This window comes from Sphingobacterium composti, assembly GCF_009829075.1.
GTDB classification, from domain to species: Bacteria; Bacteroidota; Bacteroidia; order Sphingobacteriales; family Sphingobacteriaceae; genus Sphingobacterium; species Sphingobacterium composti.
The window spans coordinates 1-17,937 of record NZ_WUQZ01000003.1 but is presented as its reverse complement, the minus strand read 5'-3'; the positions used below and the strand labels follow the sequence as shown (position 1 = coordinate 17,937).

The 17,937-nt window shown below is 35.4% G+C and carries 10 protein-coding genes and 1 rRNA gene; all 11 read right to left on the bottom strand.

The genetic code is table 11. From position 1 onward, the window contains the following. Positions 1 to 7: 7 nt before the first annotated feature. Entirely contained in the window at positions 8 to 2,020 is a 2,013-nt protein-coding gene (locus GOQ17_RS02690; protein ID WP_159634427.1) for a M60 family metallopeptidase, read from the bottom strand. 23 nt (positions 2,021 to 2,043) lie between these two features. Beyond that, complete coding sequence (locus GOQ17_RS02685; protein WP_159634424.1) at positions 2,044 to 3,789, bottom strand: DUF4983 domain-containing protein; 1,746 nt, start codon at positions 3,787 to 3,789, stop codon at positions 2,044 to 2,046. 20 nt (positions 3,790 to 3,809) lie between these two features. Next, the gene (locus tag GOQ17_RS02680) at positions 3,810 to 5,399 is read right to left on the bottom strand and encodes a DUF5008 domain-containing protein (RefSeq protein ID WP_159634421.1); all 1,590 of its coding nucleotides are present in this window, start codon (positions 5,397 to 5,399) and stop codon (positions 3,810 to 3,812) included. Positions 5,400 to 5,412: 13 nt separating this feature from the next. Next, positions 5,413 to 6,132: a fasciclin domain-containing protein gene (locus GOQ17_RS02675; RefSeq protein ID WP_159634418.1), complete on the bottom strand. Its 720-nt coding sequence runs from the start codon at positions 6,130 to 6,132 to the stop codon at positions 5,413 to 5,415. Positions 6,133 to 6,153: 21 nt separating this feature from the next. Next, entirely contained in the window at positions 6,154 to 7,713 is a 1,560-nt protein-coding gene (locus tag GOQ17_RS02670; protein ID WP_159634415.1) for a RagB/SusD family nutrient uptake outer membrane protein, read from the bottom strand. Between the two features lie 12 nt (positions 7,714 to 7,725). Beyond that, positions 7,726 to 10,875: a SusC/RagA family TonB-linked outer membrane protein gene (locus tag GOQ17_RS02665; protein WP_159634412.1), complete on the bottom strand. Its 3,150-nt coding sequence runs from the start codon at positions 10,873 to 10,875 to the stop codon at positions 7,726 to 7,728. 12 nt (positions 10,876 to 10,887) lie between these two features. Beyond that, complete coding sequence (locus tag GOQ17_RS02660; RefSeq protein ID WP_159634409.1) at positions 10,888 to 11,925, bottom strand: DUF5007 domain-containing protein; 1,038 nt, start codon at positions 11,923 to 11,925, stop codon at positions 10,888 to 10,890. Position 11,926: 1 nt separating this feature from the next. Next, on the bottom strand, positions 11,927 to 12,601 hold the full coding sequence (locus GOQ17_RS02655; RefSeq protein ID WP_159634406.1) for a hypothetical protein: 675 nt from the start codon (positions 12,599 to 12,601) through the stop codon (positions 11,927 to 11,929). A 14-nt stretch (positions 12,602 to 12,615) separates the two neighbouring features. Further along, positions 12,616 to 14,148, bottom strand: a complete 1,533-nt coding sequence (locus tag GOQ17_RS02650) for a RagB/SusD family nutrient uptake outer membrane protein (RefSeq protein WP_159634403.1) — start codon at positions 14,146 to 14,148, stop codon at positions 12,616 to 12,618. A gap of 16 nt (positions 14,149 to 14,164) precedes the next feature. After that, positions 14,165 to 17,122, bottom strand: coding sequence for a SusC/RagA family TonB-linked outer membrane protein (locus GOQ17_RS02645; RefSeq protein ID WP_159634400.1), 2,958 nt, complete (start codon positions 17,120 to 17,122; stop codon positions 14,165 to 14,167). A 549-nt stretch (positions 17,123 to 17,671) separates the two neighbouring features. After that, positions 17,672 to 17,783, bottom strand: a 5S ribosomal RNA gene (gene rrf, locus GOQ17_RS02640). Positions 17,784 to 17,937: the final 154 nt, after the last annotated feature.

Here is a 17,937-nt window from a genome sequence, read left to right as displayed (position 1 = left end):
TTTCGTATTAATTTGGTGAATAGAATGCTCCTGCTTCTGCAATCGCTGTATGAGCATTACCATCAAAATTATTTTCTGTGAAAGCAAATCTGATATAACGCGCTTGAATAAGTTGTGAAAATTTCAACTCTTTCCGAGCATCCCTAGTCGGATCATCTCTATCTTCAGCAAGAATAAGTTCTCCTTGTTTTGTCCAAGCCCCATCTTCCGCATCTTTTGTATAAACAATAGCTTTGTTCCTATAAGTTGCCCCTTGTCTGTTTTGTAAATAAACTCCTCTAAAAGTCTTAACCTCTTGCATATCTAGGTCCAAATAAGTAGGCTCAGATTCCGATGCTGTAGTGTTTTTTGAACAATTTTCCCAACATGTATGCCAGTACGTGTTAGATTGGCCATCAAACAACGCTTCTATCTTACCTATTGATTCATTAGTCGCCGTAATCATATTTGTGGACCACTTGAAATCCGATGCCCTTAAATCATATTCCGCAGCAATCGCTTCATCTCCACCTGTACCTGTTAGAGGATTATAAGTCCATATAGCCTTTTGTAACGGCGGAAAAGCTATACGCATACTATTTCTCGCTGACAGACTAACTTTAATTCCCCATGCATCCATAAATTGACCATAATCTTGACCAGTAAATGCACATAAGGAGCGGTAGAAATAATCTATCTTCGCTGCGTCAACGAAAAATGCAATATTGGTATTCCGTGCATCTGTATATAATTTGGTCATAAAATCCCAACCTGACTCACCATTCTTACCTTTGACTTTTTCGAAAATTTGAAGGAAAGGTGTTAACCTATGGTAGCCATCTTCTCCATCATTAAAAGAATTATTGAAATCTTTCTTTGTGTTTCTCTCTGCATATAATAATGATTTTATAATAATTCGTCTTACCTCATCAGAAACAGTAGTAATTGGAATCCCTACACGCTTGGCTGCCTTAAATGCGAATAAATTACTCGTAACTTCTTGGAGTGCCCCCCAATTCCAGGCGCGCCACATCTGATAATTATGACCCGAAGCATGATATACAGGCATAATAGTGCTTATCGAATCCTTTAATAACTTGTCTCCTGAAGCCAATTGAGTCATCCAATATTTATCCATATAGGCTACCCAAGGAGACCCATGTAGAGAGTAGTAGGGCTTCAACAATTGTATATCTAATACCGCCCGCTCTGGAAGCTCTGGAAAGCTGTTCTTAGGATCTGTATTATTAGCAGTCAATCCCATCCATTTATAGAAATCCTCTTCATAAATTTGTTTCCACTTGGTTAAAGCCTCTTTTACATTTAGCTCACTTTTATATTGTAAAACTAAAGAACGAGGAACAGTAAAAATAACACGCTTAGAACGCAATTCTAGCCAAGGAACATCGTTTGCTTCGACATCCCTTAACCATTGCTCCTGATTGGAAACATCCATGATATAATCCGATGTACGTACAACATTGCTAAAGGTAAGTGAGACAGTATTTTTGATAGCAATTGTCGAAAGAATCCAAATTAATCCTCCATATGGATTTCGTATATAATTCGTCCCCGGAAAAAGAGCCTTCGAAGTACTTACAACATCATCACGATTCGTGATAGGCTCATTGTCGTTATCCAAATTATACCCATGTGGCCCAATTTGAATGGTAAGTCCATTGATACCTTCTGGAACTACAATTTTAATATTTTCCCCTGCTGGTGCGTATAATCCTACACTAAAAATGGGTTGTGGTACTTCTTGAACTTTCAAATCATAATAGCTAATATATCGATAGTCCAAATTTAACGTTACACTTGTGTCTTGAACACGCTTTACAGTTTCTCCAACCAGTCCTGGAAATAGCCTTGCCTTATCGTATTTCGATCTATCTACGTATGTCAAGCTGCTATCTTGCGGATTGATTCCCTGCTCTTCTCCCTTCTGCCATCCGTCTTGAAAATCATAGCTCGCCTTTTTACAGGCAATAGTCAAAAATACCGCAAATGATAATCCTAAAAATTTTATATATCTATTCATAATAGTCTTATTAAATTGCCTTATTAAAACTCAAAAACTTTGTATGGGAAACTCCATGCTTTACTTTCAAGCCCCCAACTACTATTTGGAATTAAACCATACCACTGCATGATAGCCATAGAAATATCAACGGTATTCGGAACAATACGGTATGTATCCTCATTAAATGTTGGTAAGACATAACCTGCAGGATCAGAGAAATTATACCATTCAATTTTATTAAATAGGGTCAAATTTCCAGCTCTTCCCGTAACATCTTCGACCTCAGATTTTCCTTCATCACCATAAAATGGCCAATAACCAACTAAATTTTCATAATATGGAGAACTTTCCTCATCCACTACCGCTAATTTTGCATATTTCTCGACATCTTCATTTGGCATTGCTACATTATAAAACTGCAGATTACACAATAATATATCCGAATCATTATTATCATGAGCGGACATACTTCTTCCTATTACAAATGGTTCTATATTGCTCAAATTGACGGGTTCGAGATCTTGCTCGGCTGACAGTTTTCCATCAATAAACATTCTAATCTTCTTGGCTGTCCTATCGAAAACTATTGTTATTGCATACCAACGGGGGCCATCACTTATGGTGTTCGCAGACACCATTCTTTTATCTTTAAACCAGTCTATGCCAATTTTACCATCATAGGCGTTATAAATAATATATCCAGCTACACTACCATTATTCCATCCGCGCCATTTTTGAATCATTGGAGTCCACCAAAACCACCAGTTTAAGGACGTTTGCTTATAGAAAAAGGTTATAGTTACATTATCCTTTTCAGTTATATTTAATTTTGTTTCATCTAAAAGACGAGCTGAGGTTGCATTTCTTTGTTCATCTCTATTATTCACACGCATTGCAGTTCCTTGAAATGGAATGTTATTCGTATTTGGTTTTACAATAAAGCGACGTCCAAATTGAGGAGAATAGAAATAAGTGAATGTATTTTGTTTTGAATCTCCAAAAGCTGTTTTGTCATCACTGGTTAAATCATTAGCAATCCCTCCACCTATAGATGATGTTAAGACAACCAACCACTTTTCATTATTGTAATCAGGTCTAGTACTCAATACGTCAATCATGGCTTTTATTTGCTTATCCAGATCAACAATAGATTTGACATAGCTTGGATTATTTGACTCGAACGAAGATTGTTTTCCTACTGTATTGGGATTTTTCAAATGTGCTACTACCAAACTTGAATTCGTTTTTTTCAAAGCTTCAACCACTTGATTCACAACTTCTGTATCTGAATTTAGCAATTTACTTTCCTTCACATCCTGTTTAAATAAGAAGTTTTGGACATCCTCCGAACTCGTATAAGCCTCACTTGTAAAATCAGCGATATTTGATTTAAGTCTATTTATAAACGTTGGAGCTTTATCTAGTTTAATGGCTTCCAATTTATTCCCATCAATACCGTGTTTATCAAATTTGACCCCTGTCATAATATTGGCTAATCCTACTTCACGGGTATATTCTTCGACTTTATTATCTCCAAAAGAGTTGTGCGAATAGAGTGAATTTCGTGCTATAAAACGTAAGTTGAGTGTATCTATATCGGTAATAGCCTGCCCCCGAACACCATCTACTACAACCAAAAGAACCTTGCTTTTAGTTTGATTTACGTTAGTAGTTCCGTAATCTTCTTTAAGGATGTTTTTAAAATCTTCATTACATGAAATTAACCCCAAAGAGAGTGCTACCCCTAGAAGGAAGCATTTGATGAAATATTTATTTGCTATTATCATGACTATCTGCTTAATAAGTATTAGTTTTTAATCTCAAGGCGCATGATGCATCCTGCGTTTATTCCTTCTATGGTGGTGAATAAACCTCCTATAAGAAGCGCTGGGAAACGTTCACTTGATGTAGTTTCGATGGCACTATATACAAATCCAGAAAATCCTCCTAGATTATTATAGTCCTGAATTGCTTCTCCATCCTTTTCAAGTATCAAAAATGGATTCCTATTTATACCCATATATTTGTTAAAAGATCCCGCAACAAAGACTTTCCCATTATTTAGTAAATAAATGAAATTGGGAAATTTACCTTCTGTGTCTCCGAGTTTAAATGTATTATCAATGCTTCCGTCTTCATTTAATATAACTGCACCATTAACTTTTTGACCGTTGTACTCTGTGAATCGTCCAGCTAAACCTATCTTCTTCGTGGTAGGATTATAGTGAATAGATTCGATCCAATTATTTGCGCCCGATCCAGCAAAAGTTTGATCTATAGTTCCGTTTTCATTTATAACCACGATATTACGTGCTGCTTGATTATTATAAGAAGTGAATCCGCCAACAATAATAATCTTACCATTAGACAATTGTGCACTTCCTACCATTGCACCATTTAATCCTACATTATTAAATTGGAAAGCAGAGTCTAATTTTCCATTTAGTGATACTCTTGCTACATTGCCCACACGAGTATAGTTGTATGCTCTAATATTTTTAGTTGAAAACCGATAATCAATCTGTGAATGGAAGTTGAAATTTCCTACGGCTATTATCTGTTCTTTATCTTTTACGGGATAGACATTTGCAACCGTACCAAGAAATTGACCATTGAAAATGGAGACAGTATCTTTACCATCAGCAGGCTTAGATGGATCGGAGTTAACGACATCCACTACCATGGTATTAACTTCTCCATTCGAGTTTAAAATTGTTACGCCTGCAGCCTCTTTTTTGTTAAATTCAGAGAAGTCTCCATTAACTATAAATCTTCCATCACTTAATTGCTTTATTCCCCTGACTAGACCAAACTCTACCCCACGCCCAAATGAATTCCCTTGACTATCTCCATTCTGATTAATGATATGTAATCCGTTTCGAAATGTTTTGTTTACTTCAGCTTCATTTTTATAATTTCTGAAACTTCCACCTACATAATAATTGCTATTATGTAACATCAAAGAATACACCGTGCCATTAAATCCTCTACCTGTAGAGAAAAAAGCATCGACTTTGGTTTTTCCCTCTATAGGCACTCTTGGCCCATAAAACACTTGATTATCTACCAAGAGTTTAACGATTCCAGAACTCACTTTTTCTGGAACTTTCAACGTCATAGTTGAGTCAGAGACAGCTATAACCTCTGCTTTTTGTTCATTTATAAATGCTGTCAATGATGCTAGTGTCTGACTCCCAATCCCTCTAATATTTACAGTCACATTATCGTTCGGACGTACCGCATCAAGTTTACGGTTCAAAAACTCAAACTTGATTCCCAATGGAGGTTGCCCACCATCATATGGATTTTCACCAATAGGAAGATCCTTACACGAACTGGTGAGTAGAATTACCAACAGTATCCACAATTTATTATTTTGATTTATCGTAATTTTCATGTCTTTACTATTATTAATTCATCATACTAAATGCCCGACCTGCAAAATAATCCGATGAAAATCCAAAACTATGCTTTGTAAAATTCAGTACATGTAGCACCCCATTGCTCGTCTTTAAATTGGAAGTAGCCACCGGCGCATTAATCATTTGTCCAAATAGATTTGTGATGTCTACAGATGACAGGTATAATTGTCTATATCCTGCATACTGAACAGTTTGCTTGACGCCATCCCGCTCATTTGTTACGTCATTATACAGCACACCTATATTCATATTATTATTGCCAATAGACACAAATCCTTGTCCAGGGAAAACATCCATCTTATTTGTATCCAATTGTGGATAATCATTTAACAGACGCACACCATTAAATAGGTAGATTTGCAAAAACTCCTTCCACACCAAAGGGTTAACCTCACTTAAATTCTTAACCGTATCACGACCCGCGATATATAATACCTGATTGAGTTGTTCTACAGATTTTCGAATAGTATAATCCGATGGTACAAAAAAGGTAGTGTTAGGTTTATTCACAACGTCTTTTAGACCTGCTAGATCAATAATCTTAGTCAAGGAATCAAACAACTCAGGTCTTGATTTTAGATAATCATAATGATTCCCTGGGTAATTATTTGTAAATACCCCAGAATCTATATATGCACTTTTTTCGCAGGAGATAATCGTCATTAGTGATAAAAGTGACACCAGAAACAATAAAATGTAATTTTTCATGTTTATAATCTTTACTGTAAATTAGTTCCAGAATGTATTTAAAGTCATCCCTGGGTTATTGTTTAATGCTGCTTTGTCGATTGGCCAAGTCCAAGCACCTCTATAAAAATTGTCAATAGGTATAGGATTACAGTAATTAGCATCTAGAACCTTTTTAGTACGTACTAGATCATAGAAATAATGTCCTTCACCTAACAACTCACGTACTCTTTCCCACCATATAAAATCTTTTAGTTCCTTTCCCGATAAGCCCGCTGCTAATGTTGCTTTAGCACGAGTACGAATCATATTGACTAATGTTATAGCTTGTGCCTCATTGGCAGCTCCTCCCAATTCTGCTAAAGCCTCCGCTCTTAATAAGATAGCATCAGCATACCTAAACACTATTTGATTGTCATCGGGATTATTATTTTCACCTTCTTCAGAGAAAATATTTGCAGTCTTTAAAACGACAAATCTTCCATCGGTAGCATACAAGTTTTCCTTTTCAAACCAAACTTCTGTACGTTGATCTACAGCGCCTACTGGATACATTTTCTGCATAAATGACGGCTGATAAGAAAGGTAAGATTCTGTTACACGGCTTATTAGTGATTTGTAGGGATATCGTAAAAAATTATCTGCGTACATAGCCGAAAGATGAAATAATTCACCGTAATTAAAGTTCTGCGTAATCTCAAACAAACCTTCTTTCGTACGCCCTTTAAAGATTTCTTTAGTACTTTCAAGCGGTAACAATGCATAAGAACCTTCATTCTGTTCCATCAATTCTTTACCCCATTCTGCGGCTTTTGAGTAATATTGCTCTTTATTAGCCTCTGAAAACCCTGCTAACCACATATTAATATGCATCATTAATGCTAAAGCTGATCCTCGCATAGCGCGATTACCTATTTCTGTTGCATCAGTTTGCGTCCATGGCAAGTTTTTATAGTGCGCCTCCATGTCTGCATGGATATTTTGCAATACCACCAACATATTTGTTCTTCCTAATGCCGCAGAATGATAAGCCTCTGTGTAATATGGCACGTCACCAAATGTGCGCACGAGAAAAAAGTAGCTAAGATTGCGCATAAAAGCGGCTTCAGCTGTATATTGGGCTTTTCGAGCATCAGTTAGTACGCCATCCTTTATTTGAGCTAATTCGTATTGCGCAATATTTGCTGTACCAATAACTTTATACATTCTATTCCAATTACTAATTTGATTCATCCCAAAAAAATCATTGTTATATCCCCAGTCCCTGCTCCAATTAGTATATTGAGAAAAAATTGCTTTCAAATTGTTGAACCTAATCTCACGCATCCAATTATATTCATTATTGCCACTAGCTAATGATCCCTGATTAATTACTACAGGTGCACATCTCAAATCCCCAGTTGCAGGAAAATAAGACATATCCATCGTCGCATCTCTAAACCTATTATAAATACCCCGTACAAACATCTCGACATCCTCTTCAGTTTGCCAGTAGTTTGTTCCTGACATGTTATCGACTGGAGTAACTTTTAGCCATTCTTTACCACACGAACTTGCTAGCAGGGCTAGCATTATTCCGATGTATATATGTAATCTTTTCATTTCGTTTCTTTATTAAAATTGAACCTCAAAACCGAAAGTAATATCTCTTGCTCTTGGATATCCTCCAGAGTTATCATATCCTAGATCTGTGACTAACTCTGGATCAGGACCAGTATAAGTTGACCAAGTGAAAATATTACTCAATGTGACTCTCAGACGCATATTGGATAGGCTGTATCTTTTTAGAAGATCATTATTAAAACTATACGCCAACGTAGCATTGTTAAACTTCAAATAAGAGCCTTCTTCTTGGAAAAGCGTAGAATTATACCGATACGGATCTATTGTATTTGCTCGTCTAAAATCTAGCGGATTAGGATATTCTGCATTTGGATTTTGTCGCGTGTAATAATTACCTTGAATAGGACTTAAGGCATGCCAACCAGTAGGAGAATAGTAATTTCTATAAAGATCTGCTGTAGCACGATTAATAATATCTCTTTTCAATGTATAAGAGAAGTTAGGTGAAAATTGGAATGCTTTATATACGATATTAAATCCAAATCCTCCTGTCATCATAGGACGTGCATTTCCAACAATTACCAAATCTCTATTATCTAGAATATAATCACCATTCAAATCTGTAAAAATAGGATCACCGGCTCTGAAAAAATATTGATCGCCCACATTGTTAGACACCCTATATTTCATTCCTGTCGCAGGATTTACAGGCACATCTTCATCAGACTGATACACTCCCTTGTAATGAAACAAAACGTTAGAAAAAGCATTCCTTCCTAGTCGCTGCAATATCATCATGTACTTACCATCATCCCCTTCAGATTCAAACAATTCTTGCCTTTCATTATTTGCCAATCTTGCCTGATAATCTCTATTTATAGCTAAGTTTGCATACATGGAGAGTCTCCAGTCATTATTCTTCATTTGAGGATTGAAGTTCATAGAGAATTCGTGCCCTCTATTAACGATAGCCCTTTCATTTTCCATGATTTTATCAAAAGCGTTCATATTTGCCAAGGGGATCTCTGCCAATTCGTTTTTCCCTTCTTTATAATACGTCTCATAGTTCACAGAAAGTCTATTTTGAAACATCGATAGACTAATACCCCCACTCCATTGCGTATTGATAATTGGGGTCATATCTATGTTTGGGATTTTAGCCATATCCAATTCCACGACAGGTTCATTATTGTATTTTTTACCTGCTACATAGTAGCGTCCATATACATCATAAACAGAGCCTGTAGGATAAATATTTTTACCCCAGCTTATACGCATACTTCCGTCCGAAAAAAACGAATTTTCAAGCCACGATTCTTTAAAGAAATTCCAACGCAAACCCGCAGTTGGATTGTGCGTAAATGGGCTCTTTGCTCCAGATGTAGAGGTACCATCTAGCCTATAAGCCCCATCAACAATATATTTATTATCAAAAATATACGTTGCTTGGGCAGCATAACCTAAAGATTTCCATTCGCCCAAATTATCAAAATATCCGCCTCTCGAGTTTCTTGTATTAGAGGACAGACCTACTTGTATCTGGTCACTTCCTGTACCTGTCATTAACATCCCTTGGGCTTTAAATACAGAGGTGTTCACTTCATTGAAGACTGAGGCATTAATACTATGCTTCTCACTACCAAATAATTTGGCATCATATTGTATCATATTTCGATTATAGACAGTTCTTCTATTATCGTCATACATGGTAAGTCCCGTTTGACCTGAATTAAGTATCTCTGGAATAAACTTATTGGATGAAGCTAAATCAAATTGATACTTGAACGTGGATGATACTCTTAATCCCTGAAAAATTTGATACCTAAGTTCCACATTTCCAGTAAAATTTCCTGTTTTATTGTCATTGACAACAGAGCTTGCCGCCATAGCGTCGAAACTTCCAGTATATATCGACGGAGGAGGGAGTAAGGAAGTCGTATTTACAGAACTCGCAATACCAGCTTGTTGAAATGCATTTCCAGACCCTGTACTATTTTTAGCTAAACCTGTATTTACATATGCATTGACCTCAAACCCATCGGATGGGCGATAACGCATATTAGTAGAGACATTGTAACGCGTAAATCCTGTATTCCTAATGATACCATTATTTTTGAAATAGGACGGAGCTACCTTGTAATTGAATTTATCTGTACCTCCCTGAATACTAACATGATGCTCCATATTATACCTATTGGCATAAAAATAAGAGTGCCAATCTGTTGAATTATTGAAAAAAGCACTTAATGAATCTGCTAAAAATGGGTTGTCATTAATTAATTGCAAAGCCTTAAAATAAGATGTGTCATTTTGGAGGATTTGATTTACACGAAATCTATTCTCATCAGCTCCCCCCAATATTGGCTTTAACTTAGGCACAGTAGACAGAAAAGAATTATGACTATAATTGATCTGAGGAATATTTGAATTACCCCTCTTGGTGGTTACCAAAATTACACCATATGCTCCACGAGATCCGTAAAGTGCGGTGGCTTGCGCATCTTTCAACACAACAATTGTTTCTATATCTTCTGATGGAATCATGGATATCGGACTAATACCAGGCCCTGGAGATTGAAAACCATATTGGAAACTTTGATTATCTTCAATAGGCACACCATCGATTACAAATAATGGCGAAGTTGCTGTTAGAAAAGGATCTCCTCCTGAATTTGAAATAGTTGATGAGTTCAAACCACGAATGGACATAGATCCACGCATACCTGGAGTACCATTATTTTGTTGCACATTTAATCCCACAACACGCCCCTGCAATAAGTCAGTAAAGTTTGCTGCTGGTACATCTTTAATATCCTTACCACTGATAACAACAGCAGAACCTGTAAGTGTCTCTGCTTTCCGCGCAGCGTAGGCAATAGTTACTTCCTGTATTTCTGTACTATTTGGTTCCAAGTCAATATTTAGGGTTTTCGTATTCGCCGTAATTTGAACTGATCTAGACAAAAATCCCATTGAATTAAAAGAAAGACTTTTAGTTCCTGCTGGTACTTTGACACTGAAATTACCTTTTGCGTCGGTAGAGCCTAAGGACTTATTTCCAGGAATAGCTTTGATTGTAACTGAAGAAATGCCATTACCATCCATATCTACCACAGTACCTGTTATTGTGGCATCATTCTGACTGTAGGCTTGACCAATGCAAAGGAATAGTATTACTATTAGATTATATATATATTTCATTGTCAGTTTCTTTTAATCATTATCAAATTTTGGTGATTCACCAGCGAACCTAAAGACGATTTCCCAATGTCCCTCTTCATAAATCGCAAAATCAAAATCTAAAAACGCATCTTCTTGCCTCCCAAAACCATTCAATCGGTTATACGACAACGTTATGGAAGCTAGCGTTCCATCAGAGTTTGTGTATGGCGTTTTCAGGGGCACAAGAGGCATTGGAAACATTACATCGTAAACCACCTTTGGACCTACAAAACGATGGTTGAAACCATGTACTAGACTGTTCCATTTTGTTGAGTTAAATTTTTTAATATCTATAGGACGATATAAGGAATCGACTGCACTTATAGTCAAAGTATTTCCTGGTGTTTTATTGTCGTAATCTTTAACAAAATTTATTCTAATGTCTGTCTCAATAAACCCTGATTTTTCACCTTGAATATTATAAACGGATTTCGGATAAACATAAGTTCCTGCAGCCAAACCTGTATTCTGATCATATCGTGAGGGTTCATAAGGTCTCGCCTTGAAAGGTTTTAACTTTATCCCACGATCAATAATACTTCCTCCTGAATTACTTATGCTGATATCCATAGAATATCCATCATAAGGACTGGTTTGTAGATCCAAAAAAGAAGTGGTGTTCCAAAAAATAAAATTTCCTGATTTCTCTTGTATTTCGATTGCAGGTCGGTATTCTGTTTTTCTCTTCTTAGCTATCTCCTCTATAGATTTTTCTAATCCTGTATAAGAATCTATCCATATACTTACAGGAAATTTTCTATCCAATATATTCGGTACAGATTCCCCATCCACATCCTTTATATCAAGAATTTTAAAACTAAGAGGTAATGACGTTTTATTAGTTGCTGATAATGAATTATCATATACCGTGGTTCTTCCCATATAAGGCGTAAACTCTCGTGTACTGAAGCTTAACCCATCTTCCAACGCATCGATATCATCAGGAATAAATGTATCACACGACATAATAAGTAATATTCCTACTAAGTGAATAGAAATAACTGTATATATTGATTTAAGTCTTTTCATGCTATTTGTCTTTAGTGAAATATTCGATTAGCTTACCAAATGCAAATTCATGCTGAGGAGTAAGTGTGTGGATGTACCCATTTTTTGCTTTCAAATTCACAGACCTTGTGTTCGCATTTTGCCAATATCTACGGTATATAGAATTATTTACATCACTATATACTATCTGTTGATCCCCTTTCCCAACTAGTCCTGACGCGGTCAATACACGATATTGTCCATGCATTTCGTAATCATACTTCGCGCTAATGATCTTAATACCATCCTTGTGCTCCTTTAGATCATTTATACCTATTAGATCTTCAATTAAATATCTATAAGCCAATGTATCCATGATTTTTTTGTCAAGATCTTCTAAATACAAGGGATCCTTTTTAGCCTCTATCAGCTTCGTATTAAGATTTTTAATTGCTAAAGCAAAAGATCGGTTATCGGTGACAAAAAATGACAGTGTATCATTTGGATTACTTAATTTGTCTTTCAATTCAGGAAGAATTTCAAGTAATAAAATCAAAGAATCATATTGTCCGGGTTTGTTTACTAAATACTCATATATAGTACCGTCAAATGAAATATTATCCTTTGAAAAATCTGTATAATATGTATTTCCCTTCTCACAAGAGAATGATAAGCCTAATCCTAGGAAGAGAAAAATAAGCAAGCGTATACTTTTCATAACTTTGTTGATTATTAGTTCCAGTATGAATTTTGTTTCAACATTGAATTCCTACTTAAAATTTCTGATGCAATTGGCCAATAAATTCCTCCTCTATTTATTAAATCCATAAACTTGGGATTATTTTGCTTGATCTTATGATAGCGCACCAGATCAAAAAATAGCCACCCTTCTCCCATTAATTCACGTCTTCTTTCTTTAAAGATTTCTTCTAATATTGGCTCTGGAGATAATACAGTAAAAGTTCGTAGACCACGCATCGATCTTATTTCATTCAACAAACTTCGAGCTCCATTTCGATCATTAAGTACTTCAAGTGCTTCTGCACGCAAAAGAACCATTTCTTCATAGCGTGAGAAAACTAGATTAGATCCAAAGAGGGCTAAATTCCCATTTGTTGATCCATCACGGATAATGTTTATTTTTTTGAAAATTGGAATATCATTTTGGAAGTTGATAAAATAATTCTCTCGATAAAGTCCATTGACCGTGTCCAATCCGAATCTACGATCATTCAAATCATCAAAGATTACAGATATAGAATCCTTCTCGACATATATATCGGGAAATTCCTTGTTTACAAGTGGTTGAGCTAACGTAAGCTGCTCAATATGACCGGAGTTGGTCGCCTCACCTAATAAATAAGGTGCTGCAAAATTCAATAATTGTCCATGACCATAATTATATGAAAATACGCCATAGAATCCCGTTAACGCTTCAGATCCACCTCCTGTTCCATGGATCTGCGTCAATTTTTTAACATTGGATTTCGAATAATTATCCATAAAAAATCGAGTGTAGGCTTCTACTTTATCGTATCTTCCTTGGAGAGCAGCAATATGAGCTAATATTGAATATGCTCCTATTTTAGTAATTAAGATATTTTGCCATAGCCATCTGCTTTCATTATAGTATAAACTATTATCAGTACCGTATTGATAAGGTAGCGTTTCTACACTCTCTAATAGTTCTTTCTCTGCGTAATTCAATACATCCTGTTGAGAAGCTACCCCAACCTCAGGAAAACTTCCATTATCATAAGACTTAGTAATCAATGGGACATCTCCCCATGTTCTTGCCATATAATAATAGGCGAATGCACGCAATGCACGAGCTTGCACGATATCCATCTTTAAATTGACATCTGTGTATCTATTGTCATGTTCTAGCACCTGCGGAGCTTTTTCAATAAATACAGATGCAGCATTTACGACAGCATAAAACCGCTGCCAGTTTGATAAACTTTTCGTAATATTAAACGCTGCATTTAACTTCCCTTCTTTAATTGCCTTCAAATCGGCTCTATTATATATTGAGAAGTCTCCTCCTCGTATTTCCCCATATACCCAATGACCATTATTCGTAATCATGGCTGAGCGCATCAAACCATATATTCCCAATAGTCCTGCTTTAGTTTCTGATATACTTCTCCAATGAAGCTCCTCTCCCGCTACTTCACGACTCGGAGAATCTAGTTGCTTTGAACATGATGCTATACCAATAGCAAACAGTAGAAGCACATACTTAATTCCTTTATATTTAAACATGGTTAACATATTAATCTTATAAGTCTAGTTTAATTCCTAAGGTGAATGATCTTGAAAACTGCATCCCATATGCATCATAATATCCATTGAAATTTATCAACTCGGGATCATTTCCTGAAAATGGAGTTAATGTGAATAAGTTGTTACCATTAACATACACATATGCTCTCCTCACGGTTGGAATCAACCGAGAAACAACTCCTAAGTTGCTCAGATCGTATCCTAGCGTAACAGATCGTAGTTTGAGGTATGATGCATTTTCCAAAAATAGATCTTGATCCAAACGATATGGGTTGGTATTACTCCAGACATTGTAAATAGGATATTTATCTAAATCAATATCATTCTGCCAATTGAATATCTCACGTACAGCAAATATGCTATTGCTTGATTCATTGCTAATAAAATTGTACCGATTGGATGCTCTTTGATTTAATACCTTTTGTCCTAAAGCATATATAATCCCCAAATCAAGTTGAAATTTTTTATAAGAAAATGAGTTATTAAATCCTCCGAAGAAATTAGGTGTTGATCTGCCTTTAATAACTTTATCATCCGTATTAATAATTCCATTACCATCTTGATCTTTCCAAATAGCATCTCCGACAGTAAATTCCAAGCCATCAACACTTAACAGACTACCGCCCAAAGTTGGAATCTCTCCTGCATTATTATATATTCCCAAATTTTCATATAGCCAATAGCTATCGATTGCATGGCCGACTTTTAGAATTCTATCACCAATAATAAGTTCATTAAGATTATCTGGAAGTTTTGTTAATTCATTTTTATTAAAGTTGAAATTAAGTGAAGTAGTCCAACTTAAACGATCTTCTTTAGTGTCTAACACTTTAATATTTAAGTTAGCATCAAACCCCATATTTTTAACTTCTAATCCATTTTTGAATTGAGAAGAGAATCCAAACTCACCTGGTACTGGAACTCCAATGATTTGATTTCTATCATATGTTTGGTAAAAAGCTAGCATGGTATTAATTCTGGAATCTAATAGTGATTTCTCTATCGCCAATTCATATTTGTCACTATAAGCCCAATTCAAGTTATAGCCAATCCAGCCATTTTTATAACTTCTAGTTAGCCCTACGAAACCATAATAAGAAGAAATTGTAGGATCCTCCAGGATACCAAGTGAACTGCCGCTATATTGCGGACCCATTGCGTACCTACTATTATAATTTGGCAAAGCAATTCTTCCATAAGATGCGCGCACCTTGAAATCTTCTTTAGATTCCAATGTTTTGGCAAGGTTCCATGAAGCGGAGAATGCTGGAGTAAGCATCCAACGACTATCCTTCTGAATAGTTGATGCTCCATCCCATCGGATTACAGCTTTGAAATCAAAAGTATCGTCATATATATAATTTGCTGTACCGTAAAATGACTGCATATGATAACTCTCCTGACCATTCCATCTTGAAACTTTTAAATCACCTCTAGGTAACAAATAATCACCTTTATTAGGATCACTTTGTACAATATTCAATTTGATATAATCATTCGGCCCATCAAATGCGCGAGCAAAATAAAAACGATATAGATCCTGCTGATAATCTGTACCTACTTTAAACTTAAATTCATTTTTTCCTGTATTGAAATTATAAGCCAATGCATTTGAAAAGATGTAACGTTGTGAATAATTGATGAATCCAGACTGATAATTAATCGTTTCCATCAAATCTTTTGGATAGAATAAGTCTCTCCTGCCTTCGCTATAATCTATCATAAAATTTGTGGTAAACTTCAATCCTTCGATTATATCTGCATCAAGCTTAATATTACCTTGAAAATTATTAATAACGTTATCATCTAATACTGTCCGATCATAACGACTAATAAAATCTGAATAAACTTGCGTATTAGGAGATATTGGAGTTGATAAATCTGGATAATAAGCCATTTCTAATAATCTATCTCTAATATTTCTATTTCTATCTCTTGAGCTACGTCGACCGTTTAGATAAGTGGATATATTCATCCATTCAAAAGGAAGCATATTAATATTCAATAGAACGTTATACTTCTTCATTTGGGTATCATCCGAGGCAGATGCATTATTTGTAAATCCCGCCATAAAACCGAAATTTGCCCTACTCGTTCCTCCCTTGATACTTAAATCCAAATTTGATAGCATTGAATTTGAAAAATATCTATCCATCCAATTTGCAGGACCATAATAATTAACATTAGTAGAATCTGATAAATAACCTGGATAACGTGACTCGACATTTGGATCAGTAGAAGGATATCTATTGTAAAACTGTCTTCTAAATCTATTCTCAAAATCGGCATTCACAGGAGTAATTTGCGGTTTAGTATTAAATCCCATATAAGAATTTATACTTATCAAACGTGTACTTGATAAACCCCCATATGTAGTAATCCATATAGCACCATTAGCGGCTAATGGGCCTAATTCACTCAACCGAACGGGGTCTTTAATAATCTCAATCGATTGCACAGTTGACAAATCAATTGAGGAATAATAATCTGTTGAAGCACCTAATCTTGTTAAATCATAACGTTGTAAGTCCTTAGAGAAATTATGATCTAAAGCCATAGGTATACCGTTTACATATACAGCTGCTATATTGCTGTTTATGTCATTATTACTTAACTGAGGACGCGATAATCCTCGTATAACAATATTTTGATAACTCCCTGGCTCTGCTGTAGGAGATTGAACAAGAACACCTGATGCTTGTCCTTTTAAGTAATCGGCGATATGAACATAAGGATTGGCTTTAATAACAGATAAATTAACAGTATCAATAGTTAATTTCTTAGTGTTTAAAGTGTTAATTTTTTTAATAGCCTCAATACTTACTTCCTTTTCTTCAGTAGTATCTTGTTGTACAACAATCAAACTATGTGTTGAATTCGAAGCATGTAATTTTGGGCTCGGGAGTAGCGTTAGGAACAACAATACAGCTGGCACGAAAATATACCTTATCATAAAAGTTTATTATTGGTTATAATTTAACTATGGTTGATTTTAATGTTTCTCCAGTAAGAAACAGTATGACAAGGTTATGTATTTTTATTTTAAAAACAAAGCTTTTCTATATAAAACATTATATTTATGTTATAAAACATTTTAATAAGTAATAATACATCTACAAATAAACAGAAGCAATGTATAGCACAAAAGTTAATCTGTATTCCTAATTGTAAATTTTAATCTACAAAACTGTACTGCATCTTATTGTCTTAATCAATCGATTACTCCATTAAAGAGCTATGTATCTAGTCCTTTTTTTTATTATAAATAATAGTTAAATCGCCTAAAGAAAATAGCGAGAATAAATATTATATACAGAAGATTAAATGAAGCTTTAGAGGCGTTGTGGCTAGTGTTGGCTCTTACTGAAACGTAAATTATTGTAAGGATATCTTCGCTAAATAATAGGGCGCTTAAATTTATAAATCACTATCATTTATAAAGAAATAAGTTTGTAAAAACAAAAAACCCCTTATCATTTTATTGATAAGAGGTTTGTATAAAAAAAGGCACCGACCTACTCTCCCACCTGTTACGGCAATACCATCGGCTCGGGCGGGCTTAACTGCTCTGTTCGGAATGGGAAGAGGTGAACACCGCCGATATAGGCACCCAAAGATCTTTAATGTCTCTTTGAGACTACATTGACATACTATTGAAAGAAAAAATAGAAACTAAGAAGAAGACAACAGTTACTATCCGCTTGGAAAGCTTCGGGCTATTAGTACTACTCAGCTTTGGTCTCTCAACCTTTACACCTGTAGCCTATC